Raw genomic sequence first — 25,809 nt, forward strand, 5'->3', positions numbered from 1 at the left:
AAGGGAGTCTGCTGTACGGCTATGACATCCGGCAATACGTCAGAGTGCCGTTAAATCGACGCCGGTCGCTCCGACTGTCAGCCCTTCAACGCTTCGGCCACCAGCGCTTCCACCGTTCGGCTGATGGCGGCCGGCTCCTGCTCCTCCACAACGGACACGTTGTCGCGGCGGGCGCCCGTGCCCACAAGGACGAACCGGACGTTCGTGTAGGTCGGCGCCGCCGCGACGACCGCCCCGTTCGCGGCGTCACCGACGCTGAGAATCAGGTCACATCGGCTGTTCACCAGCGTCGCCAGGTAGGTGGCCGCCTGCTCGCGCGTCTGCGGTCCGTCGACCTCCAGGTACTGCACCTTGCCGCGGGTCTCCAGCGACGCGGCCTGCATGCCGGCCCATACCGGCGCTGCCGCCGGATCGTTCACGCCACCACTGCCGGTGAGCAGACAGGCACTCACGTCGCGGTACACGCGCGCCCGCGGATCGGGCGAGCCCTCGGGCCAGACGAGCCAGGTGACCACCGAGGCGACGAGCAGCGCGAGGGCCGAGCCGGCGATGACCGCTGTGCGCCGGCCGCCGGGCAGGCGCCATCGCGGCGCGCCGGCCCGACCGGCCCTGGCGCGCAGCTTCTGACCCACTCCTCCGCCGAGCATGGCGGAGAGAGTACAACGCGCCGCCCGGCCGGGCGGCCCCGTCAGTCGGCCCCGGGCACGACCGGCCTGCGGCCCATTGCGCGTAAGCGATCGGCCGGTCCGTGATGACCGCGTCCACCCACGGCTGGAGGCGGGACCAGTCGGCGGCCCCGTTCGGCGTCCACGCGTACAGCTTCAGGCCCGCCGCCCGCCACGTCGCCGCCCGGGCCGCCGTGATCGACCCGTGGGCCTTGACGAAGGACGTGCCGAGCGGGATGACCGCTTCGGGTGGCAGGTGGCCGGCGTTGTGGACCAGGGCCGTCACGGTGCCGGGGATCGCGGTGCGGGCCGCCAGCACTGTGGTGCGGTCGAAGGACATGAGGGTGACGGCGGGGCGGCCGACGGTGGCGTCGATGTCGGCGGCGACCGCGGCCCACTGCGCCGGGGTGGGGGTGACCTTGAGTTCGGTGAGGACGTGGGTGCCGGGCGGCGCGGCCGCGTAGACGGCGCGCAGCGTCGGGACGACCTGGCCGTCGTCGGTGGGGACCGGGGTGGTGAAGCGGGTGATCGGGCCCGTGCGGGGGCTGATCCGGTCGACGGTGGCGTCGTGCAGGACGACCGGGGTGCCGGTGGCGTCGAAGCGGACGTCGAGTTCCCACGTGGGGATCCCGGCGTCGGCGGCGGCGTGGAACGCGTCGAGGGTGTTCTCCAGGGCGTGTTCGGTGCCGCCGCGGTGGGCGGCCGGTGGGGGTGCGCAGGGTTGTGGGGCCGGCGCCGGCACTGCCGGGGGGACGAGCAGTGCCAGCGCCGTGACGAGGGGGAGCATGGTCAGCTGGACAGGCGGACCTGGAGGACGGACAGGGTGGTGACCGCGCCGGCGGCCGGTTCGCCCGGGAAGGCCTCGCCGGGGGTGCCGACGACGGCGTCCGCCCTGCCGTCCTTGTTGAGGTCGCCGAGGGCGAGGGCCGCGGTGAAGCGGTCGCCGGCCTCCGGGGTGCCCCACAGGTCGTCCTGGCCGAACCAGGTGTACGGGGTGAGCGCGTGCGGCCGGGCCGTGGTGACGGCCCCGCCGTGGAAGACGGTCAGCGCGCCGAAGCCGTTGGCGTGGCCGGGCATGCCGGCGAGCAGGTCGGCGTAGCCGTCGGCGTTGACGTCGCCGGTGGCGAAGGCGCTGCCGAACTCGTCGCCGGCGTTGTTGCCGAGGTTCTCGAACTGGCGGGGCTCGGCCGTGAACGCCTTGCCGGTGGTGGTCTGGCCGCCGGGGAAGACGGTCATCGCGCCCGAGCGGGGCAGGTCGCCGGGGGCCTCGCCGGGGACGCCGGCGACGACGTCGCCCCAGCCGTCCTTGTTGAAGTCGCCCACCGCGACGGCCGCGCCGAAGCGGTCACCGGCCTCGTTGACGCCGCCGTTTCCGCTCTGGTTCCTGCCGAAGCCGGCGCCCTTGCCGTCGGCGTCGCCGGGCATCACGAAGATGCAGCCGGCGGACGGGTCGGCGGCGGGGGCCTCGTTCGGGACGCCGATGACGAGGTCCGCGTAGACGCCGGCGCCGGACTTGTTGCCGACGACGTTGCCGGCGGCGAGGGCGGCGCCGAACCGGTCGCCGGCCTCGTCCCCGCCGCCCATCTCGGTCTGGTTGATCGTCCACCCGGCGGCGAGCGCGGTGCCCGTGCCCTTGAGGATCACGACCTCACCGCTGGCGAGACCCCCCAGACGGCGGCCGGGTGCGCCGACGGCCAGGTCGGCACGGCCGTCGCCGTTGAAGTCCCCGGCGGCGAGGGCGGCGCCGAACTCGTCGTTGGCGCCGTCAGTGCGGCCGATGTCATTCTGGTCGATGCCGCGGGCCTTCTCCAGGCCGTTCGCGGAGCCGTGGAAGATCGCGATCGACCCGGCCTTCGTCGTGCCGACGACCTCGCCGGGGGTGCCGACGGCGAGGTCGGCGCGCTTGTCGTTGTTGAAGTCGCCGACGGCCAGGGCGGCCCCGAACCGGTCGCCCGCCTCGTCGGCCGCGTTGAACTCGGTCTGCGACAGCACGCGGCCCGTGGACGGGCCGTTCTTGCCGCCGTTGAAGACGGTCACCGTGCCGGACGCGGCCCCGGCGGCCGAGGGGGCGTTCGGGGCGCCGACGGCGATGTCGAGGTGGCCGTCGCCGTTGAAGTCGGCGGTGGCGACGGCGGAGCCGAAGCCGGCGCCCGCGGTGGGCGCCCGGCCGGCGTCGACCGGGGTGAGGGTGAGCTGGTCGTAGGCGTCGGCGCCGGGGGCGGCCCAGCGGAAGCCGGCGACCGGGGCGGCCTGCACGGCGCCGGTGGTGTCGGTCGAGCCCAGGCAGCCTTCGGTGGCGGCGGTGGTCGCTACGGCGACGATCTCGTAGCGGTCGTCGCCCGCGGACCGGACGATGGGCGCGCCGGCGTCGCCGCGGCACAGGCCGGAACCCTCGGTGGCGGGGGTGAGGTCGACGCCGCCGTCGCGGGCCGCGGTGACGTCGAGGCCGACGGTGTGCGGGGCGTCCGGGATCCAGGTGGTCCTGGTGCGGCCGAGGCCGGCGGCGGTGAGCCGCTCGCCGGTGGCGGCGGCCCGGGTGGCGAGGCGCGCGGTGGGCGCGGTGACGGGAGACGCGAGCGCGACCAGGGCGAGGCCGGGCGCGGCGTTCTGCCGGACGTCGGCGACGCGGACGGTGCGGCCGCCGGCGACGGCGGTGAGCGTGGCGGTGACGCCGGCGACGCACTGTTGCGCGGTCAGGACGACCCGCGGGCCGATGAGGGCGCCGGTGCAGTTGCGGGCGCCGTCGGCGCCGGGCGTGCCGGCCTGGAGGCGGACGGCGAACCCGAAGGCGTCGCCGCCGGCGGCACCGCCGGCGGCGTGGGCCGGGGCGCCGAGCAGGGCCGCGGCGGTGGCGGCGGCCGCGCAGGCGGCGGTGAGCCGCCCGCCGGATGTGGGCATGGTGGTACGCATTGATGAACTCCCCCGTGTTGACCGCCGGAATCCTCACGGATGCGGCGCGAGGCTGTCCACCCCGTCCGCGTGCGCGCGCACATACTCACGCAATGTGGTGGCAGGCAGCGACCGAGCGTTACGGGAAGGTTGTCCGCATTCGGACCAGCTGCGATGTCCGTTCCGTCTGGCCTCCGCCGAAAGGTCAGCCGCCCGCACACTTCAGCTCGCGGCTCTTGTGTGACGCTCAGTAGCTGTCCTACGGTGTTTCCAGCACGTTAATGACGCTGAGTGACCGCTCGATCGTCCCGTCCCCCCGGAAGGCGCTCCGCGACCATGACCCACTCCGAAGTGCACCTCGTCGGCGGCACCCGCCTCGAGGCCGTGAAGCTCGCCCCGGTGGCCGTGGCGATGCGCGCCGCGGGCCTCGTCGCACCGGTCCTCGTGGCCGGCGGCCGGCACCCCGCCCGGCTGCGGCAGGCGCTGGCCGCGTTCGACCTGGAGCCCGACGTCACGCTCGACGTCGAGCCGGGCGGCGACAGCCGGGCCGAACTGCTCACCGAGCTGGTCCGCGGGCTGGACGCGTTGTGGAGCGCGCGTCCGCCCGCGGCCGTCGTCGTCCAGGGCGACAGCACCACCAGCCTGGCCGGGGCGCTGGCCGCGTACGCGCTGCGGATCCCGGTGGTGCACCTGGAGGCGGGGGTGCGGTCGGGCGACCTGGAGTCGCCGTTCCCCGAGGAGGCCAACCGGCGGCTCGTCGCGCAGATCGCCCGCCTGCACCTGGCGCCCACGCCGCCGGCCGCCATGAACCTGGTGGACGAGGGCGTCGGCGCGGACGGCGTGCTGATCACCGGCAACACCGTCGTCGACGCCACGCTCGCCGTCGCCGCGCGCAAGCTGCCCTACGAGGACGCGGACGTCGCCGCCGCCCGGGCCGCCTCGCACGGCCGCCGGCTCATCCTGGTCACCGCGCACCGCCGCGAGTCCTGGGGCGCCCCGCTCGACCGGATCCTGGAGGCGGTCCGCGCGCTGGTGCGCCGCTACTCCGACGTCGAGGTCGTGCTGCCCAGCCACCCCGACCCCGCCGTGCGGGCGCAGGTGGACGCCGCGCTCGGCGGGATGGAGCGGGTCACCGTCACCGGCCCGCTGCCGTACCCGGACCTGGCCCGGCTGCTCAGCGAGGCGTACCTGGTGCTCACCGACTCGGGCGGCCTGCAGGAGGAGGCGCCGTCGTTCGGGGTGCCCGCGCTGGTGCTGCGCGACGTCACCGAGCGGGTCGAGTCACTCAACGCCGGCTGCGCCCGGCTCGTCGGCTCCGACACCGACCTCATCGTCAAGGAGGCCGCGGTCCTGCTCGACGACCGCCGCCGCCGCGACGCCATGACCGCGTCCGGCAACCCGTACGGCGACGGCCTGGCCGCCGCCCGGGCCGCCCAGGCGACGGCCGCCCTGCTGGGCCTGGCCGAGCCGCCCGAGGCGATGCCCGCCGTCGTGCCCGCCGCCGCCTCGACCGGGGTGCCCGCCTGAGGCCGCGCGGACGGTGAAGTGACGCTCGCCCGCGGTCACCGCGTGTCAGGATCGGATCACACCTGCTGGAGGTACGCGTTGCCCATCGAGTCCCCGACGGCGAACGTCGCCCGGTTCTACGCCGAGGCGTGGACCCAGCGCGACCCGTCCGCGGTCCGCCGGATCATCGCGCCGTGCGCCGAGATCGAGTGGAACCTCGACCTGCCCGTCGACGACGAGCAGCTCGTGCAGACGCTCGACCGGCTCGCGGCGAGCGCCCGGTCGGTCGCGCTGGTGTCGGAGACGTACGCCGGCGAGCGGGCCACGATGCTGTACGACTGCGCCGGGGTGTTCGGCAGCGCCCGGGTGGCGGAGTTCCTGGTGGTCGCCGACGGCCGGATCACCGAGGTGCGCCAGGTGTGGGATCCGACGGCCGTGCGCCGCTACTTCCCGGACCTGCTGGAGGACGTCAGCCCTCCCCCAGCCCCTTGAGCGGGGCGGCGGTCCAGCTCGCGGGCACGTTCCACTTCTGCGAGTCGGTGCCGTCGCAGGCGCGGGTCACGACCATCGGCCAGGCGTTGCTGACCTTCTGGATGTTGGGCACGCCGAAGCCGAGGGCCTGCAGGCAGACGTTCCCGCTGTTGTCCTGGATCTGGTAGGCCTCGCTGCCGTTCGGGTTGCGGCCGTAGAGGCGCCAGGTGGTGGCGGCGGTGACCTGGCCGGCGTTGCAGTCGACGACCCACGGGTACTCGTTGGGCGCGGGCGACAGGCTCAGGCAGTGCTTGATGCCCTTCTTCGGGTCGTTGTCGTTCTCGTCGGCGAGGTCGTTGGGCGTGATGGTGATGCGGGCCCGGTAGTACAGCGCGCCGGCGACCTGCTGCGCGGCCGGCAGCGGCTCGATCTTCCAGACGTGGTTCCAGTGCGGCACGCCGGAGAAGGCCTGCTTGCAGGGGTACGTGATGAGCGCGGGCGTCGCCGTGCCGTACTGCCGGGCGCCCGTGACGTCGTCCTGCGGCAGGTCCAGGCAGTAGCCGACGTTGGCCCGGTTGACCAGCTGGTCGGAGTCCGGCCCGGCCGCGCCGGCGCCCATGCCCGCGTCGGGGAAGTAGCTGTGCTGCGAGCTGTTGGTCTTGCAGGCGTCGCCCATCTTGATCCGGCTCCCGACGGCGACGGCGCCCTCGTTGGTGAAGCACATCCCGTTCCACGAGGAGCCGTTGGTGGTGCCCTGGAACACGAATGCGTCGCTCTGGAAGGCCCACTGCTGGCTGGGGATCGTGGCCGCCGCGCAGGCCTGGAACATGACGTACGCGTTGAGCGCCGGGTTCGCGGTGAGGCACAGGCCGGCGGGCTCGATGCGCAGGTTGAGGTTCTTCTGGTACGTGAACGTCAGCTGCCCGCGGGGAGTGCCGGCGCAGTCGACCAGCTTGACGTAGGCGCCCGCGACGGGCGGGTCGGTGTCGGAGCCGACGCACAGGTGGCCCGCGCCGCTGACCTGGATGCGGCCGCCGGGGATGTTCTCGTTGTTGCTGCCCATCGTGTACGTGGCGTGGAGCGACCGGCCGGCCCCCTCGACCAGGCCGGTCGAGCGCAGCAGCGCCCAGCCGGGGACCGCGACGGTGCCCACCCCGCCGGTGCCGTCGCAGACGACGCGCTTGTTCCGGATGACGCCCGGATTGTCCTGGTAACCGGTCGGGTCGACCGCGTAGTAGTCGATCGTCATCGAGTAGCGCACGGCGGGCGTGGTGCCCGGGACCGTCCGGTCCGTGACGACGTAGCTGTGGTCCGCGTCGGTGTACTGGGCGACCGTCTTGGTGCTGGTGCAGGGCAGCTTGGCGATGTCACCGACGGGGTTGTTCTGGCTGTCGGTGCCCCCGGTCACGGCCGAGCGCAGCAGCGACAGCGCGGCGTCGAGGCCGGCCTGGGCGCTGCTGACGGAGACCTGGCGGCTGTTGACCCGGCCGGAGGTCTTCACCTGCACGACGACGGTGCTGGACAGCAGCACGCTGAGCGCCAGGCCGACGACGGTCAGCAGCATGGCGAGCACCATGTTGCCCCGATCGTCCGAGTGGTCGCCCCACGCCGGCCGCTGCCGCATCCCGCCCCCTTCCGCCACACCAGGTGTCCTCCTATCGGCACGCCGGAGCGGATGCTGAGAAAACGCCCCGGGCATGACACCGGTCACAGCACTGCCGGGTGTCAATATGCGCTCGTCAGCGAATTGACGGTCCGATGTGGATCTCCCATTCACGTGACGGAAAGCTGACCTGACCACGCGGCGTATTCCCAACGGTGCACCGGGTCGTTAGCTTGTCCACTGTGGGACGACGCTTGAGGGATCAGGCGGGGGCATCGTGGCGCGCGGAGGTGGACGTGACCAGGGGTGATGTTCGGTCGGCGCCAGGCTGACCGGAGCGCGGCGGCGCCGCCGCCGGATGACACGCATTTTTCTTCACATTTCCGCGTAACCGCTGGGCCATTCCGGCCGGCGGTAGGTCAGCGCGCGCATTTCCTTCCCGGGGCGGCCCCTCGGGAGCTCCGGCGCGCCCATTTCCGGGAGAGATCATGAATCGTCGTCGCATTGTCGCCGCGGTCGTGGCCGCGGCCCTCGTGGCCACCGGCGCGGCGCCGGCCGCGGCCGACCCGACCGCGGACCCGCCCGCCGACCCGCGCGTGGACCTGGCGGTGCTGGTGGTCACCGACGGCGGCGCCGCCACCCAGGCCGTCGCCGCCCACCTGACCGCGCAGGGCGTGCCGCACCGCACCGTGCGCCTCGACGACCCGGGCCGCCCCGCCATCGACGCCGCCTTCCTGGCCGACGCCGACGGCGCGAACTTCCAGGGCGTCGTGCTGCCCAACGCGAACCCGTTCGCCGACCAGGCCGAGCTGGCCGCGCTGCACGCGTTCGAGGCGCGGTACGGCGTCCGCCAGGTCGACGCGTACCTGTGGCCGACGCCGCAGGTCGGGCTCAACTACCCGGCGTACTCGGGGCCGCTCGACGGCACCACCGCCGCCGCCACCGCCGAGGGGCTGGCCGGGCCGTTCCGCTACCTGCGCGGGCACGTCCCGTTCGAGGACAACGACCCGGGCCTGTGGGAGAGCTACGGGTTCCTGGCGCAGCCGCTGGTGGACGCGCCGGACACGTTCACGCCGCTCGTCACCACGGTGGCCCCCGACGGCACGGCGGGCGTGCTGGCCGGCGTCTTCGGCAGCGGCGGGCGCGAGGAGCTGGCGGTGACGTTCGCGTACAACGCCGCCCAGCAGCAGTTCCGGCTGCTGGCGCCCGGCATGGTCGAGTGGCTCACCCGCGGCGTGCACCTCGGCCTGCACCGCAACCACCTGTCGGTGCACGTGGACGACGTCTTCCTCGGCGACGCCCGCTGGCACACCGGCGGCAACTGCACCCCGGGTGAGGACTGCACCGGCGGGCAGACCACCGCCGACATCCGGATGACGGCGGACGACGTCGCGTACGCCGCGCAGTGGCAGGAGCGCTCCGGCTTCACGCTCGACCTGGTCTACAACGGCGCCGGCAGCGACGAGGCCGGCCCGGGCGACCCGCTCACGGCCGCGCTGCTGGCGGCGCGCGACAGGTTCCGCTGGACGAACCACACCTACAGCCACGACTTCCTGGGCTGCGTCCAGGACACCACCGTCGTCCCGTGGCGGTGCGCGACCGGCCCGGACGGCGCCGTCCGCTACGCCACCGGGGCGCACATCGCCGACCAGGTCGCCCGCAACCGGGCGTGGGGCCTGGCCCGCGGCCTGCCGCTGGTCGAGGGAGAGCTGGTCACCGGCGAGCACTCTGGCCTGCGGGTGCTGCCCCAGCAGCCGGCGGACAACCCGGACCTGGCGCCCGCCCTGGACACCACCCAGGTCCGCTGGCTGGCCGCCGACAACTCGCGGCAGCCCGCCCAGCGGGCCGTCGGCGGGGCGCTGACCGTGCCCCGGCACCCGCTGAACGTCTTCTTCAACGTCGGCACCGCCGCCGAGGAGACCGACGAGTACAACTGGATCTACACCGCCCGCGCCGACGGCGGCAGCGGCGTCTGCGAGGACAACCCGGCCACCGTCACCTGCGTGCCGCCGCTGGACCCCGCCACCGGGTACGCCGAGGTCATCGTGCCGCTGGAGACGCGGCTGGCGCTCGCCCGCATCCTCGGCAACGACCCGCGGCCGCACTACGTGCACCAGTCGAACCTGGCCGAGGAGCGCATCCTCTACCCGCTGCTCGACAGCATCCTCGGCACGTACCGCTCGCTGCTGGCCGACAACACGCCCATCGTGTGCGCGCGGCTGGCCGACAGCGGCGCGGAGTTGCGGCGCCAGGCCCGGTGGGCGGACGCGGTGGCCGCCGGGACGGCGCACGCCTATTTGCAGGACGGCGTCGTGCACGTCACCGCGCCCGACGGCGTCGACGTGCCGCTGACCGTGCCCGAGGGCAGCACTGTGGACGGTGCCGCGTTCGGCACGGCGTACGCCGGATCGCGCTCGGCCTGGACGACCACCGCGCGGGTGTTCGTGCCGTGAGGGTCGCGATGGTCACGGAGGGCACCTACCCGCAGGCGTTCGGGGGCGTCAGCGTGTGGTGTGACCAGCTCGTGCGCGGCCTGCCCCGGACCGACTTCGACGTGTACGCGATCAGCGTCACGGGCCGCGAGCCGGACGCGTGGGAGCTGCCCGACTCCGTGACCGTCCACCATGTACCGCTGTGGGGACCGGCGCCGCGGCAGTCGCGCCGGTCCACCGTGGACGTCGCCGACGCGCACCGGGCGCTGATCCGGTCGCTGCTGGCGCCGCCCGGCGAGGCCGAGCCCGCGTTCGCCGCGGCGCTCCGGCGGTTGTGCGAGCTGGCCCCCGCCCCGATGCCGGCGGGCGACGCGCCGGTGCGGTGGCTGCTGGACGCGTGGCGGGACAGCTCGCTCGCGTCCGAAGTGGACGTGCGCCCGTCGATCCTCGACGCACTGACCTGTGTGGACATCGTCGGGCACTGGCTGCGCCCGCTGCTGCGGCCGGCGCCCGTCGCCGACGTGTGCCACGCCGTCACCAACGGGCTGGCGGCGCTGCCGGCGCTGGCCGCGAAGTGGACCCGCGGCACCCCGCTGCTGCTCACCGAACACGGCGTCTACCTGCGGGAACGCTACCTGGGCCTGCGGGCGGCCGACAGCTCGTGGCCGGTCAAGGCGGTGCTCGTGGCGTTCCAGCGGCTGCTGTGCACGGCCGCGTACCGCGAGGCCGACCTCATCACCCCGGGCAACCGGTACAACCACCGCTGGGAGACGCGGTTCGGCGCGTTGCCCGAGCGCATCCGCACCGTCTACAACGGAGTCGACCCGGCCGACTTCCCGCCCGCCGGCCGCGAACCCGCCGTGCCGACCATCACCTGGGCCGGTCGCGTCGACCCCATCAAGGACCTGGAGACGCTGATCCGGTCGTTCGCGCTGGTGCGCGAGCAGATCCCGGACGCCCGGCTGCGCATCTTCGGCGGCACCCCGGCCGGCGCCCGCGGCTACCACGACCGGTGCGTGGCGCTGGCCGCCGAGCTGGGCGCCGCGGACGCGGTGACGTTCGAGGGCCGGGTGGCGAACATCCGCGACGCGTACGCGGCCGGGCACGTCGTCGTGCTGTCCAGCATCTCGGAGGGTTTCCCGTACACCCTCATCGAGGCGATGACCTCGGGCCGGGCCACCGTGTCGACCGACGTGGGCGGGGTCGCCGAGGCGGTCGCCGACACCGGCTTCGTGGTGCCGCCGCGGGACCCGGCCGCCATGGCGGAGCGGTGCGTCACGCTGCTGCGCGACGAGCTGCTGCGGCACCGGCTGGGCGCGGCCGCCCGCGACCGGGCGCTGCAGAACTTCACCGTCGACCAGGCCGTGGACGCGTTCGACGAGATCTACGCCGACCTGGCCGGGCTCGCCGCGGCGCCGGCGGTGGCGGCGTGAGCGCGTACCCCGAGCTGTCCCGGCGCATGGCGCCGGTCTGCGCCGAGGCGGTCGACGACATGGAGGTCGCCGCGGTCCTGGAGTCCGACGGCGTCACCGACGCGACCGCGGACCGGCTGTACGGCTCCCCCGACGTGTTCCACCTGGCCCGGCGGCTGCGGGCCGACCACCCGCGCCGGCCGTCCGCCGTGCCGCCCGCCCCCGGCCCGTGGCGCGCCCAGCCGTGGCGGCACCTGCTGCGCGGTGTCCTGTTCGGACTGCCCGCGGTGTGCTACCTCGCGGTCAGCGGGGTCGCGGCGGGCCGGCGGGCCGGCGTCGTGCTCGTCGTGTCCGTCCTGCTGTCGTGGGCGGCGAGCCAGGCGCTCGCGTACCTCGGGCACGTGCGGCTCGGCTGGGGCGACCGCGACGGCGCGGCCCGCGTGCTGCGCGGCGGGCTGCTCGGCCTCGGCGCGGCCGTGCTCGCGGCGACGGCGGCGACCGCGGCCGCGCTGCACGTCCCGGCGCCGGTGACGCTCGTCGCCGCCGCGCAGGTCACCTACCTGCTGGCCGCCACCGTGGCGCTGGTGCTCGGCGCGGAGTGGCTGCTGGTGGCCGCGCTGGCCCCGGGCGTGGGCGCCGCCGTGACCGGGGTGCTGCTCGGCGGCGACGCGGTGCGCTCGGCGCCCGTGGTGTGCGGGGCCGTCGGCACCGTGCTCGCCTCCGTCGCGGCGGCGCTGTGGGTGACCCGCGGCGCCCGGCCCGGCCCGCCCACCCGGGCCGAGCTGCGCGACGCCCTGCCGCACGCCGCGTTCGGGCTGTGCGTCGCCGGGCTGCTGCTGTTCGTGCCCGCCGCCCGCACCCTGCCGCCGCCCGGCGTGGTGGACGGCGGCCCGGGCGGCGCCGCCGCCGGGCTGGCCGCGCTCGTGCCGCTGTCGGTCAGCATGGGCGTCGCCGAGTGGCTGCTCGTGCGGTACCGGGCCGACACCCACCGCTGGCTGCAACGCGCCGTGACGCTGCGCCAGTTCGCGGCGCGCGCCTCGCTGGCGCTGGCCCGCGGCACCGCCGTCTACCTCGCCGTCCTGGTCGCCGGGGTCGCCGCGGGCGCGCTGCTGGTCACCCGGGCCGCCCCCGCCGCCCTGGCCGGATACGTCGCCCTCGGCGCGGCCCTGTTCGTCGCGCTGCTGCTCATGACGTTCCGGGTGCGCGGGCCCGTCGTCGCCGGGGCCGCCGCCGCGCTCGCCGCCGACGCCGCGCTGCTCACCGCCCACCCCGATCCCGACCGGGTCCAGCTGATCACCGCGGGCGCCCTGTTCCTGGGCCTGGCCGCGTACGCCTCGGTCGCGCTGTCCCGCGCGCACCGCCACCTGTAGAGAGAGGGAACGCCATGACAACGGTCGCCGTCACCGGTGCCGAGGGCTTCATCGGCTCGCACCTGACCGAGCGCCTGGTCGCCGCGGGCCACCGCGTCCGCGCGATGGTGCAGTACAACTCGTTCGACACCCGCGGCTGGCTGGACACCCTCGGCGCCGACGTGCTCGCCGACGTCGACGTGGTGGCCGGCGACGTCGAGGACCCGGCCACCGTCGCGCAGCTCGTCGAGGGCGCCGAGGTCGTCTACCACCTGGCCGCGCTCATCGCGATCCCGCACTCCTACCGGGCGCCGCGCTCGTACGTGAACACCAACGTCATCGGCACCCTCAACGTGCTGGAGGTGGTGCGCGCGGGCGGGGCCGGGCGGCTCGTGCACACCTCCACGTCGGAGACGTACGGCACCGCGCGCACCGTGCCGATCCGCGAGGACCACCCGCTGCAGGCGCAGTCGCCGTACGCCGCCAGCAAGGTCGCCGCCGACAAGCTGGTCGAGAGCTACCACCTCAGCTTCGGGGTGCCCGCGGTGACGCTGCGCCCGTTCAACACGTTCGGCCCCCGGCAGTCGGCGCGGGCCGTCATCCCGACCGTGGTCAGCCAGCTCGCGGCCGGCGCGGCCGAGATCCGGCTCGGCGCCCTCGACCCGACCCGCGACTTCACGTTCGTGCAGGACACCGCCGCCGCGTTCCACGCCGTCGGCACCGCGCCCGCCGACGTGGTGGTCGGCGAGACGTTCAACGCGGGCACCGGCGACGAGATCTCCATCGGCGCCCTGGCCGCCACCATCGGCGAGCTGATGGGCCGGCCGGTGCCGGTGCGCCCGCAGGACGACCGGCTGCGCCCGGCGAACTCCGAGGTCATGCGGCTGGTCTGCGACAGCCGCAAGCTGCGCGCCGCCACCGGCTGGGCGCCGCTGTTCGACCTGGCCGACGGCCTCAAGCACACCATCGACTGGTTCCTCGACCCGGCCAACCTGGCCCGCTACCGCACCGACGGGTACGTCCTCTAACCGAAGGGAACTGCCATGCACGCGGTCATCCTCGCCGGCGGCAAGGGGGTGCGGCTGCGGCCGTACACCACGTCCCTGCCCAAACCGCTGGTCCCGATCGGGGACCGGTACTCCATCCTCGAGATCATCATGCGGCAGCTGGCGGGCTGCGGCTTCCGCACCGCCACCCTCGCCATCGGCCACCTCGGGCACCTCATCCGCGCGTACGTGGGCGACGGCTCCCAGTGGGGCCTGGAGCGGGTCGACTACCAGTCGGAGGACTCGCCGCTCGGCACGATCGGGCCGCTGCTGGCCATGCGGGACAGGCTGCCGGAGACGTTCCTCGTGATGAACGGCGACGTGCTCACCGACCTCGACTACGGCGACCTGCTCAAGCGGCACGTCGGCTCGGGCGCGGCGCTGACCGTGGCGACCTACCCGCGCCAGGTGAAGATCGACTTCGGGGTCCTCACCAGCAGCGGCGGGCGCATCGTCGACTTCGTCGAGAAGCCCACCATCGACTACCACGTCAGCATGGGCGTCTACGGGATGTCCGCGTCCGCCCTCGGTCACTACACGCCCGGCCTGCCGCTCGGCTTCGACGAGCTGGTCCTCGACCTGCTCGCCACCGGCTCCGGCCCGGACGAGTACCGCTTCGACGGCCGCTGGCTCGACATCGGCCGCCCCGACGACTACGACCGGGCGAACGCCGAGTTCGAGCTGCTCGGCCCCCTGCTGCTGCGGCAGCCGGCGCCGTGAGGATCGTGCTGTTCGGCGGCGCCGGCTTCCTCGGCCGGCACGTCGCCGCGGCGCTGACCGGCCACGACGTGGTCGCGCCGGCGCGGTCCGCCGTCGACCTGACGGCCGGGCCGGAGGCGATCGCGGGGCTGCTGCGCGGCGCGGACGCGATCGTCAACTGCGCCGGTGTCACGACGGGCCCGGCGGCGGGGCTGGCCGCCGGGAACGTCGTGGCCGTGGCGCACCTGCTCACCGCGTGGGAACGCGCCGAGCCGGGCGCCCGGCTCGTCCACCTGGGCTCGGCCGCCGAGTACGGCGCGGCCGCGCCGGGCCGCCCGGTGGCCGAGACCGACGAGCCGGAACCCGTCTCCGCGTACGGGCACAGCAAGCTCGCCGGCACCGCCCTGGTGGCGGCGGCGCACCGGCGCGGCCTGCCCGCGACCGTGCTGCGGGTGTTCAACCCGCTCGGCCCGGGCACCCCGGCGGCGCTGCTGCCCGGGCGGCTCGTGGCCGGCCTGCGGGCCGCCGCGGACGGCGGCCCGCCCGCGACGACGGGCCCGCTGGACGGCCACCGCGACTTCGTGGACGCCCGCGACGTCGCGGCGGCCGTGCGCACCGCCGCGACCGCCCGCGCCCCGCTGCCCGCCCTGCTCAACGTGGGCAGCGGCCGCGCCACCGCCCTGCGCGACCTGGCCGGGCTGGCGGCGGCGCTGGCCGAGCAGCCCCCGCCCGCCGAGCTGGGCGGCGGGTCGGCCCGGTCGGCGGCCGTGACGTGGCAGCAGGCCGACCTGGCCCGGGTCACGGCGGCGCTGGGCTGGCGCCCCCGCGTGCCGCTGGCGCAGTCGCTGCGCGACATGGGCCTCGGCGTCCGGGCCGCGGTGCCGTGACCGGCGGCGTGACCGGCGGTGTGGTGGTGCCCGCCTACTTCCACCCGGCCGTGGCCGCCGGGGCGTGGCGGGCGCTGGCCGCGGCGGGCGACGCCGTGCGCGCGGTCGTGTTCAACGTGGACAGCGGGCCCGGCGCCGCCCCCGAGCGGGAACTGCTCGCCGTGGCGGCCCGGCTGCGGGTGCCCGTGCTCGGCTACGTCGACGCCGGCTACGGCGCCCGGCCCGCCGCCGACGTCGTCGCGGACCTCGCCCGGCACCGCGCCTGGTACCCGGTCACCGGCGTCTTCCTCGACCGGGTGCCCGCCGGCCCCGCCCACCTGTCGCACTGCGCCGCGCTCGCCGCCGCCGCCCGCCGGCACGGCCTGCCCCAGGTCGTCTTCAACCACGGCGTCCACCCGCACCACGGCTACGCGGCCCTCGCCGACGCCCTCGTCACCTTCGAGGGCCCGGCCACCGCGCACCGCGACGTCGCCGCCCCCCGCTGGGTCCGCGACCACCCGGCCGCGATGTTCTGGCACCTCGTCCACGACTGCCCGCCGGACGAGGCCGCCGCCGTGCGCACCCGCGCCGCGGCCCACCACGCGGGCATGGTCTACGCCACCGACCGGCGGGGGGTGAACCCGTGGGACGGGCTGCCCTCGTGGCCGCTGTGACCCTCGCCCTCGGCGGCTGCCAGCCCCCGCCCGCGCCCCCGCCGCCACCCGCGGGCCGCTGGGCTCCGGCCCCCGGCACCACCTGGCAGTGGCAGCTCACCGGCGCCGTCGACGTCACCGTCGACGCCGCCGTGTTCGACGTCGACGGCTTCACCACGCCCGCCGCCACCGTCCGCGAGCTGCACGCCCGCGGCCGCAAGGTCATCTGCTACATCTCCGTCGGCTCCGCCGAGGACTTCCGCCCCGACGCCCACCGCTGGCCCCCCGCCGTGCTCGGCAGACCCCTGCCCGGCTGGCCCGGCGAACGCTGGCTCGACATCCGCGACCCCGAACGGCTCGCCCCGGTCCTGCGCCCCCGCCTCGACATGTGCCGCGACAAGGGCTTCGACGGCGTCGAGCCGGACATCATGGACGCCTACCGCCACGACACCGGCTTCCCTCTCACCGCCGCCCACCAGCTCGCCTTCAACCGCTGGATCGCCCGCGAGGCCCACGCCCGCGGCCTGGCCGCCGGCCTGAAGAACGACCTCGACCAGGTGCCCGCCCTGGTCGCCGACTTCGACTTCGCGGTCAACGAGGAGTGCGCCGCCTACGCCGAGTGCGCCGCCCTGACCCCGTTCGTGGCCGCCGGCAAGGCCGTCTTCCACGCCGAGTACGACCTCGACCCGGCCGCCTACTGCCCGGCGACGACCCGGCTGGGGCTCAGCTCGATCCGCAAGGACCGTGACCTGGGCCCCCGGCTGCGGCGCTGCTGACCCGCCCGCCCGCGGTCGCCTAGTACGGTGCTGACCGTGGAATACGTTCCCTTCGACCAGCGCACGCCCGACCCGCAGTACCACTCCCTGCTCGCGCGGGTGCTGTCCGACGGGGAGGAGGTGCCCACCCGGCAGGGTCCGGCCGCGTACACGCTCATGCAGCAGGCGATGCGGTTCGACCTGGCCAACGGGTTCCCCGTGATCACGAACCGCAGCATCCGGTCGTTCTGGCGCAAGCCGATCGGGGAGCTGTGCGCGTTCATCAACGGGGCCACCACGCTCGCCGAGCTGGAGAAGTTCGGCTGCGACTGGTGGGGGGCCTGGGCGACCGAGGCGAAGACGAGCAAGCGCGGCTTGCCGCCCGGCGACATCGGGCCCGGCTCGTACGGTGGGGCGTTCCACGACTTCCCGACGAGCGAGGGGCCGGGCTTCGACCAGTTCGCGCACCTCGTGGAGCAGATCCGGGAGCTGCCGGGCGACCGGACGCACTTCGTGTCGCCGTGGATCCCGCAGTACCAGGTGCGCGGCGCGGGCAAGACGCCGCGGACGACGATCGCGCCGTGTCACGGGTGGGTGCACGTGCGGGTCATCCGGGGGCGGCTGCACCTGCACATGTTCCAGCGCTCCGGTGACCTGCCGGTCGGCGTGCCGTCCAACATGATCCAGTACGCGGCGCTGCTGCTGATGCTCGAGCACCTGACCGGCTACCCGGCGGCGACGTATTACCACACGATCTCCGACGCCCACATCTACGCCGACCAGGCCGACGCGGTGCGTGAGCTGCTGACCCGGCCCGCGCTGCGGCTGCCCACCGTGCACCTGAACGACGCGGGGCGGGCGGTGACGGACATCCACGACTTCCGCGCCGAGCACTTCGATCTCAGCGACTACGAGCCGCACCCGTCGATGCCGCGGATCCCGGTGGCGCCGTGAGCTGGGAGAACGTGTCGACGTCGCTGATCGTGGCGGCGGACGAGGTGGACCTGATCGGGCGGTCCGACGGCAGCCTGCCGTGGCACCTGCCGTCGGACATGCGGCACTTCCAGCAGCTCACGAACGGGCACGTGGTGGTCGCGGGGCGGCTCACCCACGACTCGATCATGGCGAAGCTGGGGCGGCCGCTGCCGGGCCGGTTCACGGTGGTGGTCACCCGGCGGACGGGGCTGCCGCCGGTACCGGGGGTGACGTACCAGCCGGACATCGCGTCGGCGATGACGACGGCGCGCGGCATCGAGGGGTTCGCCGGCCGGCGTCAGCTGTTCGTCATCGGCGGGGCGCAGGTGTACGCACAGGCGCTGCCGTTCGTCGACCGGGTGTTCCTGACCCGGGTGCACACCCACGCCCACGGCGACGTGCACATGCCGGAGGGCTGGCTGGACGCGTTCCGGCTGGTCAAGGCGGAGAAGAGCGACGCCGACCAGATCGCCGTCACCTACTCGGAGTACGTCCGGTCCTGATGTCCTTCTACCACCTGGAGAACTCGCGCAGCGAGGAGCAGACCGCGGAGATGCGGCGGCTCGACGCGGCGGGGGTGTGCCTGTTCTGCCCCGGGCACCTGGAGGCGAACCAGGAGGTCCTGCACCGGGCGGCGCACTGGGCGGTCACGCCGAACCGGTTCCCGTACCCGAACGCGGCGCGGCACCTGCTGCTGGTGCCGGACGCGCACGTGACGGGCATGACGCAGCTCGCGCCCGCGGCCCGGCTCGGCTTCTTCACCGCCCTGGAGTGGGTGGAGGCGCAGTTCGGCCTGGTGCACTACGGCGTCGGGGTGCGCAACGGCGACTCGCCGCTGACCGGTTCGACCATCCGGCACCTGCACGTGCACGTGATCGTGGGCGACCTGGGCGGCGAACCGGTGCGGTTCAGGATGAGCCGGCCACCCAGATGAGTTCGACGCCGGCCTCGCGCAGCACGCGGTCGCCGTCGAGCATCGCGTACGGCCCGGCGACGTAGCAGCGCCGGAACCCGGCGGCGGCCACCAGCCGGGCGCAGGCCGGGCACGGGAACGTCGTCACGTACAGGTCGGCGCCGGCCAGGCTGCGGCCCTCGCGGGCGGCGTCGGCGACGATGCCGGCCTCGGCGTGCAGGGCGGTGGACAGGTCCCAGCGCAGGCCGCGGCTGTACTCGTTGCGCGGGTCGCCGTCGGCGTACGGGGCGTACTCGGTGGGCTGGTGGGTGTTGTGGGCGACCGCGATGACCTCGCCGTCGCGGGCGGCGACGGCGCCGACCTGCCGCCACCAGTCGGAGCTGCGCGCCGCCTCGGCGGTGGCGCGGCCCATGAGCAGGCGGGACAGGTCGTCGGCGGCGACCTCGCCGTCGAAGCCGGCGGGGCGGGCGGCCTGCGCCCAGGCGCGGTCCCAGCGCAGGAACGTGGGCTCGTACACGGCGGTGAGCCCGTACCGCTGGACGACCCGGCGCATGAGGTCTTCGTCGGGGACGATGAGGGTCTGCGCGGTGACCGCCGCGGGCAGGTCGCCGCGCTCGACGACGCGGGCCTTCGCGCGGCCGGCGGCGACGAGGTAGTGCGCGGCCCGCTCGGGGTCGAGGGCGCGGATCTCCTTGGTGAGCGCCTTCTCCTCGGCGGCGAAGCTGCGCCCGAGCAGCAGCACCTCGGCGCCCGGGTGCCGGTCGAACAGCGCCTCGTAGCCGGCGTGCAGCACCGGAAGGTACAGCAGGAGCTGCTCAGTCACCCCGGCGCTCGGCCTTTTCCGCGGCCTGCCGCAGCTGCATCGTGCGCAGCCGGTTCGACGTGCTGATCGTCGCCATCCGGTCGAGCACCTCGACGCGCCCGCACCAGTCCTTCTCCAGCTCGGCGATCTCGACCTGGGTGTACGTCTCGGCGGTCGCCACGAGCACGTCGGGGCGCACCGCCTTGATGAGCGACCAGCGGGGCTCGTCGGCGGGCTTGACGGTGACCAGGCCGACGCCGCGCTGGTGGGTGACCATGCGCAGCCGCTCCAGCTCGGGCACGGCCGGGCGGGACGGGCCCTTGCGGCGGCGCACCTTCTCGTCGGAGTCGACGCCGACGATGAGGAAGTCGGCGAACTGGCGGGCCGCCTCCAGGTACATGGAGTGGCCCTCGTGCAGGATGTCGAACGTGCCGCTGGTGAGGACGATCCGCAGGCCCAGCGTGCGCAGGGCGGCGACGATCTCGGAGATCCGCCCGTAGTCGCGGATGAAGCGCAGTTCGAAGTTCGACGCGTCGGCGAACAGCCCGCTGCTGGTCAGCATGGGCCGCGTCGTGGACCAGTCGGCGGGTGTCATCGCGGCTCCCGCCTGCCGCGCGATCGCGGTCTCAACCACCACGGCGTCGTCTCCCTCACGGCTCGGACCCTAACTCTGACGCAACGCGCCGGCCCCATCGTAGTGACGCGGATATCGTGGCAGCCCATGGAGGCAGCCGAGGTCCTCGACCTGGTCCGCGCGCACCTTCCGGCGGCGCCGGCGGCGTCGGCGCGGCGCCTGGGCGCCGGCCTGGACCACACGGCGTGGCTGGTCGACGACGACCTGGTGGTCCGCTGCCCGACGCCGGCCGCCGAGGCGCGGCTGCTCGCGGCCGTCGCCGCGGTGAGCCCGCTGCCGGTGCCGGAGGTGGTGTTCGCCGCGGGCGGCTGCCTGGCCTACCGCCGGCTGCCCGGCGTCCCGCTGCTGCACGCCCCGGCCCCGGCCGACGGCGGCGCGGCGGTCGGCGCGGCCGTGGCGGGCCTGGCGGCGGCGCTGCGGGCGGCGACCCCGGACCTGGCCGGGCTGGTCCCGGCCGACGACACCCCGCCCGCGGAGTGGCTGGCGGAGGCGCGGGCGGCGTGGCCGCGGCTGCGGGCGGCGGTCCCGGCGCGCTTCCACGGCGCGGTGGACGCGTTCCTGGCGGCGCCGCCGCCCGGACCGGCGCGTGAGCTGGTGTTCGCCCACAACGACCTGGGGATCGAGCACATCCTGGTGGACGCGGACGGCCGGATCACGGGCATCCTCGACTGGTCGGACGCGGCGCTGGCCGACCCGGCCCGGGACGTGGCGCTGGTGTACCGGGACCTGGGCCCGCGCGCCCTGGTCGCCGCGGACCCGGCGGTGCGGGACCGGGCGGTGTTCCACGCCCGCTGCGGCACGCTGGAGGACCTGGCGTTCGGCCTCGACCAGCCGGCGCCGGCGTACGCGGCGAAGGCGCTGCGGTCGCTCGGGTGGCTGTTCGTCTGACGTTTCGGAGGGGTGGGCGGCCCGTCCTATCAGGACGATAGGGTGGCGGCCATGATCGAAGCGTCATCGGGGCATCGCCGTGAGTATTCGGCAACGAGGGCGCTGCACCGCCGCCCGCCGGAGCGCCCGAACCAGGCGGCCATGGCCCAGGTGCAGCGCACCGCGGCCGCGGTGGCCGACGAGCCCGCCGCCCTGGCCGAGCGGTTCTACCACCACCTGTTCCAGCTGGCCCCGGGGGTGCGCGACATGTTCCCGGCGGACATGACGGCGCAGAACGACCGGCTGGCCGGCGCACTGTTCGACGCGGTGCGGGCCCTGGTCGACGACCCGGAGCGCCGCGCCCCGCGCATGGAGGCGCACCTGCACCGGCTGGGCGCCGACCACGCCCACCGGTACGCGGTGCGGCCGGAGCACTACCCGTTCGTGGGGCACGCGCTGGTGCGCGCGGTGCAGGACGTGTCCGGCGACTGGTCGGCGTCGACCAGCTCGGCCTGGCTGTGGGTGTACGAGTGGATGAGCAGCCACATGATGAGCGCCGCGCACGACGTCCGATAAGGACGTTTATGAACATAAGGGACGAATGCCGCGCAAGATCGTTCCGCGGCGCGGGTACGCCGACCGGGCGCGCGGGTCCTCTGTGCACCCGTCCACACCCGACGGATGATCATGCGCGCGAGTCACGATCGACCGCCCTCGAATGAGTGAGCGGTTTCGTGGCGAACTGGCTACCGAGAGGTAACCTTTAACCCGATCCGGGGTTGAGGGGGCCGTGGTGGACGGTTCGGTCGCCGAGTTCGAGCAGCTCGCCGCCGGGTTGACCGCGCTCGAGGACAGGTTCGTGTGGGACGTCGCGGCGACGCTCGACGCGGCCGAGCGCCTGGAGCGCGAGGCGGCGCTGCTCGGCGACGAGGAGCTGGCGGTCCGCGCCCGCCTCGTGCAGGCCAACATGTGGATGCGCCGGGGCGACATCGCGGCCGCCGCCCGCCGCATGCGCGAGATCGACCAGTGGGCGGACGAGAACGACCGGTCGATGATCCGAGCGCGCGCCCAGCTGCTGCTCACGAGCGTGCACCACCTGCTCGGCGACCCCGCCACCAGCCTGGAGCACGCCATCCGCGCCGTCGAGTACCTGGACGCCGGCGCGACGCCGCACGCCACCGTGTGGCACCGGGTGAAACTGGCCGACGCGCTGGCCGAGGCGGGCTCGATCGCGGCGGCGCGCACCCGCTACGAGCAGGCCGAACAGCTCGCCGCCGCGCACGGCGCGCACCGGCTGCACATGGCGGTGCTCAACAACCGCGCCTACTCCGAGTACGCCGCCGGCGAGCACGAGCAGGCCGCCGCGGTGGTGGACCGGCTGCGGGCGAAGGCGGCGGCGCACGGGTTCCCGCTCGACCCGGCCGACCTCGACACGATCGGCAACATCCAGATCGGCAACCACCGGTACGCGGACGCCGAGCGCACGCTGCACGCCTGCATCGCCCTGCACGCCGAGGGCCGGCACGGCACCGCCGACCAGCTCGCCGAGTACCTGCTGACGCTCTGCCGGGCGCAGCGCGGGCTGGGCGCGACCGAGCGGGCGCAGCACACGCTGGACGCCAGCCGGCGGATCTGCGAGGAGCGCGGGCTCGGCGAGGTGCTCGTCCGGGTGCACCAGGAGCAGGCCGAGCTGCACGCCGCCCGGGGCGAGTTCGCGCAGGCGTACGCAGTGCACAAGGCGTTCTTCGCCGCCTACGACCGGTTGCACTCGTCGCGGCGGGAGGCGCAGGCGCGCACCCGGCAGGCGATGTTCGAGACGGCCGAGGCGCGCGAGGAGGCCGAGCGCTTCCGCGAGCAGGCCCGCCGCGACCCGCTGACCGGGCTGCGCAACCGCCGGTTCGTCGACGAGCAGCTGCCCGCGCTCATCGCCGACCCGGGCGCGCCGGTGACCATCGCGATCCTCGACCTCGACCACTTCAAGCGGGTCAACGACGAGCTGTCGCACGACGTCGGCGACCAGGTGCTGCGCGTGGTGGCGGGCCTGCTGGACGCGGAGGTGGCCGAGCTGGCGCCGGCCGGGTTCGCGGCGCGCCTGGGCGGCGAGGAGTTCCTGCTGGCGCTGCCCGGACTGACCGCCGCGACCGCGGTGGCCTGCCTCGACCTGCTGCGGGTGCGGATCCGGTCGTACCCGTGGGCGGAGGTGACCGGGCGCCTGCCGGTGACGGTGAGCATCGGCGCGGCCAGCACCGACGACGAGGTGGAACCGACCCAGCGCGGCCTGCTGTCCACAGCGGACAGCAACCTGTACGCGGCCAAGCGCGGCGGCCGCGACCGCGTGGTGACGGGCGCCGCGCACGGGCTGCGGCGGCACCGGAGCGGGGCGTAGATGCGGCTGGTCGTCATGGCGGACACCCACGTGCCGAAGCGGGCGCGGGACCTGCCGCCGGAGCTGTGGGCGGCCGTCGACGCCGCCGACGTCGTGGTGCACGCCGGCGACTGGGTGGACGTGCCGCTGCTGGACGCCCTGGAGGCGCGCAGCCGGCGGCTGATCGCGGTGTACGGCAACAACGACGGCCCGGAACTGCGCCGCCGCCTGCCGGAGGTGGCCCGCGCCGACCTGGACGGGCTGCGGCTGGCGGTGGTGCACGAGACCGGCGGCCGGGACGGTCGCGAGCGGCGGTGCGCGACCCTGTTCCCGGACACGGACGTGCTGGTCTTCGGCCACTCGCACATCCCGTGGGACACGACCGCGCCCGGCGGGTTGCGGCTGCTCAACCCCGGCTCGCCGACGGACCGCCGCCGGCAGCCGCAGTGCACGTACCTGACGGCGGCCGTGGCGGGCGGACGCCTCGCGGACGTCCGCCTGCACCCGGTCAGCCGAGGGAACGCAGCCGGGGCTGCAGCTCCTTCGTGAAGAAGTCCAGGAAGCCGTCCGGGTCGGGCCCGGCGTTCATGAGCACGAGGTGGTCGAAGCCCGCCTCCGCGTAGGGCTTCGCGGCCTCGACGTGCGTCTCCGGGTCGGGGCCGCACGCGAACTGCTTCCTGACGTCGTCGACGGTGACCGTGGCCGACGCGGCCTCGAAGTTCACCGGGTTCGGCAGCTCGGCCATCACCTTCCAGCCGGTCACCGCCCACCGGCTGGTCGTCCAGGCGGCCTGCGCCGCGGCGTCGGCGTCGGGCGCCCACGCGACCGGCACCTCGGCGTAGCGCGGGCCGGTGCCGCCACCCGCGGTGTACGCCTCGACCAGCTCGGCCTTCGGCTCGGTGGCGAACAGGCCGTCGCCCAGCTCGGTGGCGATCTTCACCGAGGCGGGGCCGCTGACCGCGACGGCGATCTCCGGCAGCCGGTCCGGCAGGTCGAAGACGCGGGCGTCCTCCAGCTGCAGGTGCTTGCCCTCGTACGACTGGTAGCCGCCCTGCCACAGCAGCCGGATGATCTCCAGCGCCTCGCGGAACCGCTCGTGGCGCCCCCGCACGCTGGGGAAGCCCTGGCCGACGACGTGCTCGTTGAGCCGTTCGCCCGCGCCGACGCCCAGCGTGAACCGGTTGTCGGACACGATCGCCAGGGTGGCGGCGGCCTGCGCGATGATCGCCGGGTGGTAGCGCCCGCTCGGGCACGTCACGCCGGTGGCCAGGCGCAGCCGGGTGGTCTTCGCGGCGATGGCGCCGAGCACCGTCCAGGCGAACGGCGAGTGGCCCTGGTCGTCGAGCCACGGGTGGTAGTGGTCGCTGATCTCGACGAAGTCGAACCCGGCCTCCTCGGCCCGGACGGCCTGGCGGATCAGCTCCTGCGGGCCGAAGCCCTCGGCGACGAGCTTGTACCCGATCTGCATGCCGACCTGCCTTCCCGGCAGACCGGCACACAAACCGGGCGCGTCGATCCGGGTCAGCCGCGACGCCACTTCTGGTTGGCGCCGCCGACGCACGTCCACAGGTGCAGCAGCGCGCCGTTGTTGCCGTTCCACTCGGCGATGTCGACGCACTTGTTCGCCATCGGGTTCACCAGGTCACCGGCCGCGCTGAGGACGAACTGCTGGGCCTGGTGGCCGTTGCAGGTGGCCAGCTGGATGGGCGTGCCGTCCGCGGTGGCCGCGCCGGCGACGTCCATGCACAGGTTGTTCTGGCTGCGCAGCGTGCCGCCGACGAACTCGAACGCCTGGCTGGTGATGTCCAGGCAGTCCCACACGTGCAGGCGCTGGCCGGGCGCGTAGTTCCAGTTGGGCACGTCGATGCACTTGCCGTTCCAGTTGCTGATCAGCCGGTTGCCGCTGCCGGCGGGCGGCGGGTTGCCCGGGGTGCCGGGCGTGCAGCCGTTGTCGCCGGTGACGTTGTCGGTGTGCGTGGTGCCGGCCGACCGGAACGCGTTCACCTGGGCGGTGGCCTGCGCCGGGCTGAGCACCTGCTTCTTGGCGTGGAACACGTAGTCGACGTGCTGGTGCCACACGCTGGTGCCGCCGGAGTGCCCGGTCAGGTCGATGAACCACTGGTTGAAGTCGATCGACATGTTCTGCCGGGGGTAGAACTTGCCGCCGTGCGTGCCGACGAGCTGGCCGTCGATGTAGTACTTGATCTCGCCGTTCGCGACGGTGGCCATCACGTCGCGCCAGCCGGCGATGCTGCGGTTCTGCTTGCTGTACTGCCGGTCCTGCACCCACGGGTCGGCCTGGTACGTGTACCAGGACGTCTGGAAGTTGGTCGGGCCGCTCTCGCCCCAGCCGCCGTTGGGCAGGTACTCGGAGAAGTCCAGCTCGCTGTAGATCGGGTCGAACGCGTAGCGCAGCGGGCTGATCGTGTAGAAGGTCTGGTTCACGATGTCGCCGTCGGCGCCGGACACGGGCGTGTCGGCGAACTTGATCCGCGCGAAGTAGGTGCCCTCGAAGAAGCGCCGGTCCGACAGTGAGAACTCGGCGTGGCTGGTGCCGGCGGCCGTGCCGTTGGTGCTGGCCTGCAGGCGGGCCACCTTCTGGCCGTCCACGGTCGGGAACGAGATGTTGCCCGCCGACCAGGTCGCGCCCGGCACGCCGGGGCCGCCCTGGTTGCCGCGCAGGTGCCAGCCGCGCTGGGCGAGTGCGGGGTCGGCGTTCGAGCCGTAGGTGAAGTCGTCGAACAGCACGCCGCAGGCGACCGCGGCGCTGGAGGGCTGGGCCGCGACGATGCCGACGGCGGTGAGGGCGGCGGTCACGGCGACGGCGCCGGCGGCGAGCACCGTCCGGCGGAGCAGAGAGCGTTTCATCGAGAACCGGCTCCTAGACGGAGGGGGACGGGAGTGTTC

At 74.6% G+C, this 25,809-nt stretch carries 24 protein-coding genes and 1 pseudogene; 17 read left to right on the forward strand and 8 right to left on the reverse strand.

Features of this window, described 5'->3' with window-relative positions; translation table 11 throughout:
* Positions 1-77: 77 nt before the first annotated feature.
* From Sya03_RS30880 to Sya03_RS08605, 3 genes and pseudogenes are all read right to left on the reverse strand, one after another.
* Positions 78-647 carry a type 1 periplasmic-binding domain-containing protein gene (locus Sya03_RS30880; RefSeq protein WP_239107228.1) on the reverse strand — a complete coding sequence of 190 codons (570 nt, stop codon included), beginning with the start codon at positions 645-647 and terminating at the stop codon, positions 78-80.
* A gap of 103 nt (positions 648-750) precedes the next feature.
* Positions 751-1,452, reverse strand: a pseudogene (locus Sya03_RS31840) (glycerophosphodiester phosphodiesterase); the annotation flags it as partial.
* 2 nt (positions 1,453-1,454) lie between these two features.
* Positions 1,455-3,575 (reverse strand): trypsin-like serine protease, encoded by a 2,121-nt coding sequence (locus tag Sya03_RS08605; RefSeq protein WP_203937679.1) that lies wholly within the window; start codon positions 3,573-3,575, stop codon positions 1,455-1,457.
* Between the two features lie 315 nt (positions 3,576-3,890).
* Between Sya03_RS08605 and wecB the strand changes: the two genes are divergently transcribed.
* Both wecB and Sya03_RS08615 read left to right on the forward strand, forming a co-directional pair.
* Positions 3,891-5,081, forward strand: a complete 1,191-nt coding sequence (gene wecB / locus Sya03_RS08610; RefSeq protein WP_203937680.1) for a non-hydrolyzing UDP-N-acetylglucosamine 2-epimerase — start codon at positions 3,891-3,893, stop codon at positions 5,079-5,081.
* 78 nt (positions 5,082-5,159) lie between these two features.
* Positions 5,160-5,552, forward strand: a complete 393-nt coding sequence (locus tag Sya03_RS08615; RefSeq protein ID WP_239107230.1) for a nuclear transport factor 2-like protein — start codon at positions 5,160-5,162, stop codon at positions 5,550-5,552.
* Here the strand turns inward: Sya03_RS08615 and Sya03_RS08620 are convergent.
* Complete coding sequence (locus tag Sya03_RS08620; RefSeq protein WP_203937681.1) at positions 5,530-7,155, reverse strand: ricin-type beta-trefoil lectin domain protein; 1,626 nt, start codon at positions 7,153-7,155, stop codon at positions 5,530-5,532. The genes Sya03_RS08615 and Sya03_RS08620 overlap by 23 nt on opposite strands.
* Before the next feature lie 467 nt (positions 7,156-7,622).
* Between Sya03_RS08620 and Sya03_RS08625 the strand changes: the two genes are divergently transcribed.
* From Sya03_RS08625 to Sya03_RS08675, 11 genes are read left to right on the forward strand one after another with little or no spacing between them, the layout of a single operon-like run.
* Positions 7,623-9,587: a hypothetical protein gene (locus Sya03_RS08625; RefSeq protein ID WP_203937682.1), complete on the forward strand. Its 1,965-nt coding sequence runs from the start codon at positions 7,623-7,625 to the stop codon at positions 9,585-9,587.
* The gene (gene pelF, locus Sya03_RS08630; RefSeq protein ID WP_203937683.1) at positions 9,584-10,999 is read left to right on the forward strand and encodes a GT4 family glycosyltransferase PelF; all 1,416 of its coding nucleotides are present in this window, start codon (positions 9,584-9,586) and stop codon (positions 10,997-10,999) included. The genes Sya03_RS08625 and pelF overlap by 4 nt, the downstream gene beginning before the upstream one ends.
* Complete coding sequence (locus Sya03_RS08635) at positions 10,996-12,348, forward strand: hypothetical protein (protein ID WP_203937684.1); 1,353 nt, start codon at positions 10,996-10,998, stop codon at positions 12,346-12,348. The genes pelF and Sya03_RS08635 overlap by 4 nt, the downstream gene beginning before the upstream one ends.
* A gap of 14 nt (positions 12,349-12,362) precedes the next feature.
* Positions 12,363-13,355 carry an SDR family NAD(P)-dependent oxidoreductase gene (locus tag Sya03_RS08640; RefSeq protein ID WP_203937685.1) on the forward strand — a complete coding sequence of 331 codons (993 nt, stop codon included), beginning with the start codon at positions 12,363-12,365 and terminating at the stop codon, positions 13,353-13,355.
* 15 nt (positions 13,356-13,370) lie between these two features.
* Entirely contained in the window at positions 13,371-14,093 is a 723-nt protein-coding gene (locus tag Sya03_RS08645; RefSeq protein ID WP_203937686.1) for a sugar phosphate nucleotidyltransferase, read from the forward strand.
* Positions 14,090-14,959, forward strand: coding sequence for an NAD-dependent epimerase/dehydratase family protein (locus tag Sya03_RS08650; RefSeq protein WP_203937687.1), 870 nt, complete (start codon positions 14,090-14,092; stop codon positions 14,957-14,959). Before Sya03_RS08645 ends, Sya03_RS08650 begins: the two co-directional genes overlap by 4 nt.
* On the forward strand, positions 14,956-15,612 hold the full coding sequence (locus Sya03_RS08655; RefSeq protein ID WP_203937688.1) for a spherulation-specific family 4 protein: 657 nt from the start codon (positions 14,956-14,958) through the stop codon (positions 15,610-15,612). Before Sya03_RS08650 ends, Sya03_RS08655 begins: the two co-directional genes overlap by 4 nt.
* Positions 15,600-16,367, forward strand: a complete 768-nt coding sequence (locus tag Sya03_RS08660) for an endo alpha-1,4 polygalactosaminidase (protein ID WP_239107232.1) — start codon at positions 15,600-15,602, stop codon at positions 16,365-16,367. Before Sya03_RS08655 ends, Sya03_RS08660 begins: the two co-directional genes overlap by 13 nt.
* A gap of 36 nt (positions 16,368-16,403) precedes the next feature.
* The gene (gene thyA, locus Sya03_RS08665; RefSeq protein ID WP_203937690.1) at positions 16,404-17,300 is read left to right on the forward strand and encodes a thymidylate synthase; all 897 of its coding nucleotides are present in this window, start codon (positions 16,404-16,406) and stop codon (positions 17,298-17,300) included.
* Positions 17,297-17,824, forward strand: coding sequence for a dihydrofolate reductase (locus Sya03_RS08670; protein ID WP_203937691.1), 528 nt, complete (start codon positions 17,297-17,299; stop codon positions 17,822-17,824). The genes thyA and Sya03_RS08670 overlap by 4 nt, the downstream gene beginning before the upstream one ends.
* The gene (locus Sya03_RS08675; RefSeq protein ID WP_203937692.1) at positions 17,824-18,255 is read left to right on the forward strand and encodes an HIT family protein; all 432 of its coding nucleotides are present in this window, start codon (positions 17,824-17,826) and stop codon (positions 18,253-18,255) included. The genes Sya03_RS08670 and Sya03_RS08675 overlap by 1 nt, the downstream gene beginning before the upstream one ends.
* Here Sya03_RS08675 and Sya03_RS08680 read toward each other — a convergent pair.
* Complete coding sequence (locus Sya03_RS08680) at positions 18,230-19,057, reverse strand: deoxycytidylate deaminase (RefSeq protein ID WP_203937693.1); 828 nt, start codon at positions 19,055-19,057, stop codon at positions 18,230-18,232. The genes Sya03_RS08675 and Sya03_RS08680 overlap by 26 nt on opposite strands.
* Positions 19,050-19,673, reverse strand: a complete 624-nt coding sequence (locus Sya03_RS08685; RefSeq protein ID WP_203937694.1) for an adenylyltransferase/cytidyltransferase family protein — start codon at positions 19,671-19,673, stop codon at positions 19,050-19,052. The genes Sya03_RS08680 and Sya03_RS08685 overlap by 8 nt, the downstream gene beginning before the upstream one ends.
* A gap of 84 nt (positions 19,674-19,757) precedes the next feature.
* On the opposite strand from Sya03_RS08685, the gene Sya03_RS08690 reads away from it, so the two are divergent.
* The 4 genes from Sya03_RS08690 to Sya03_RS08705 all read left to right on the forward strand — a co-directional run bounded on the left by Sya03_RS08690 (position 19,758) and on the right by Sya03_RS08705 (position 23,451).
* Entirely contained in the window at positions 19,758-20,558 is an 801-nt protein-coding gene (locus Sya03_RS08690) for a phosphotransferase family protein (protein WP_203937695.1), read from the forward strand.
* Positions 20,559-20,699: 141 nt separating this feature from the next.
* Positions 20,700-21,113: a globin domain-containing protein gene (locus Sya03_RS08695; protein WP_203937696.1), complete on the forward strand. Its 414-nt coding sequence runs from the start codon at positions 20,700-20,702 to the stop codon at positions 21,111-21,113.
* A 217-nt stretch (positions 21,114-21,330) separates the two neighbouring features.
* Positions 21,331-22,923 carry a GGDEF domain-containing protein gene (locus Sya03_RS08700; protein ID WP_203937697.1) on the forward strand — a complete coding sequence of 531 codons (1,593 nt, stop codon included), beginning with the start codon at positions 21,331-21,333 and terminating at the stop codon, positions 22,921-22,923.
* Positions 22,924-23,451, forward strand: a complete 528-nt coding sequence (locus tag Sya03_RS08705; protein ID WP_203937698.1) for a metallophosphoesterase family protein — start codon at positions 22,924-22,926, stop codon at positions 23,449-23,451.
* Here the strand turns inward: Sya03_RS08705 and Sya03_RS08710 are convergent.
* Together Sya03_RS08710 and Sya03_RS30890 are read right to left on the reverse strand one after the other, a co-directional pair.
* A complete protein-coding gene (locus Sya03_RS08710; protein WP_203937699.1) occupies positions 23,411-24,370 on the reverse strand; it encodes a TIGR03557 family F420-dependent LLM class oxidoreductase in 960 nt (319 codons plus the stop codon). The genes Sya03_RS08705 and Sya03_RS08710 overlap by 41 nt on opposite strands.
* A 53-nt stretch (positions 24,371-24,423) precedes the next feature.
* On the reverse strand, positions 24,424-25,770 hold the full coding sequence (locus Sya03_RS30890; protein WP_239107233.1) for a ricin-type beta-trefoil lectin domain protein: 1,347 nt from the start codon (positions 25,768-25,770) through the stop codon (positions 24,424-24,426).
* Between the last annotated feature and the right edge of the window lie 39 nt (positions 25,771-25,809).

This window comes from Spirilliplanes yamanashiensis, assembly GCF_016863475.1.
Taxonomy (GTDB): Bacteria; Actinomycetota; Actinomycetes; order Mycobacteriales; family Micromonosporaceae; genus Spirilliplanes; species Spirilliplanes yamanashiensis.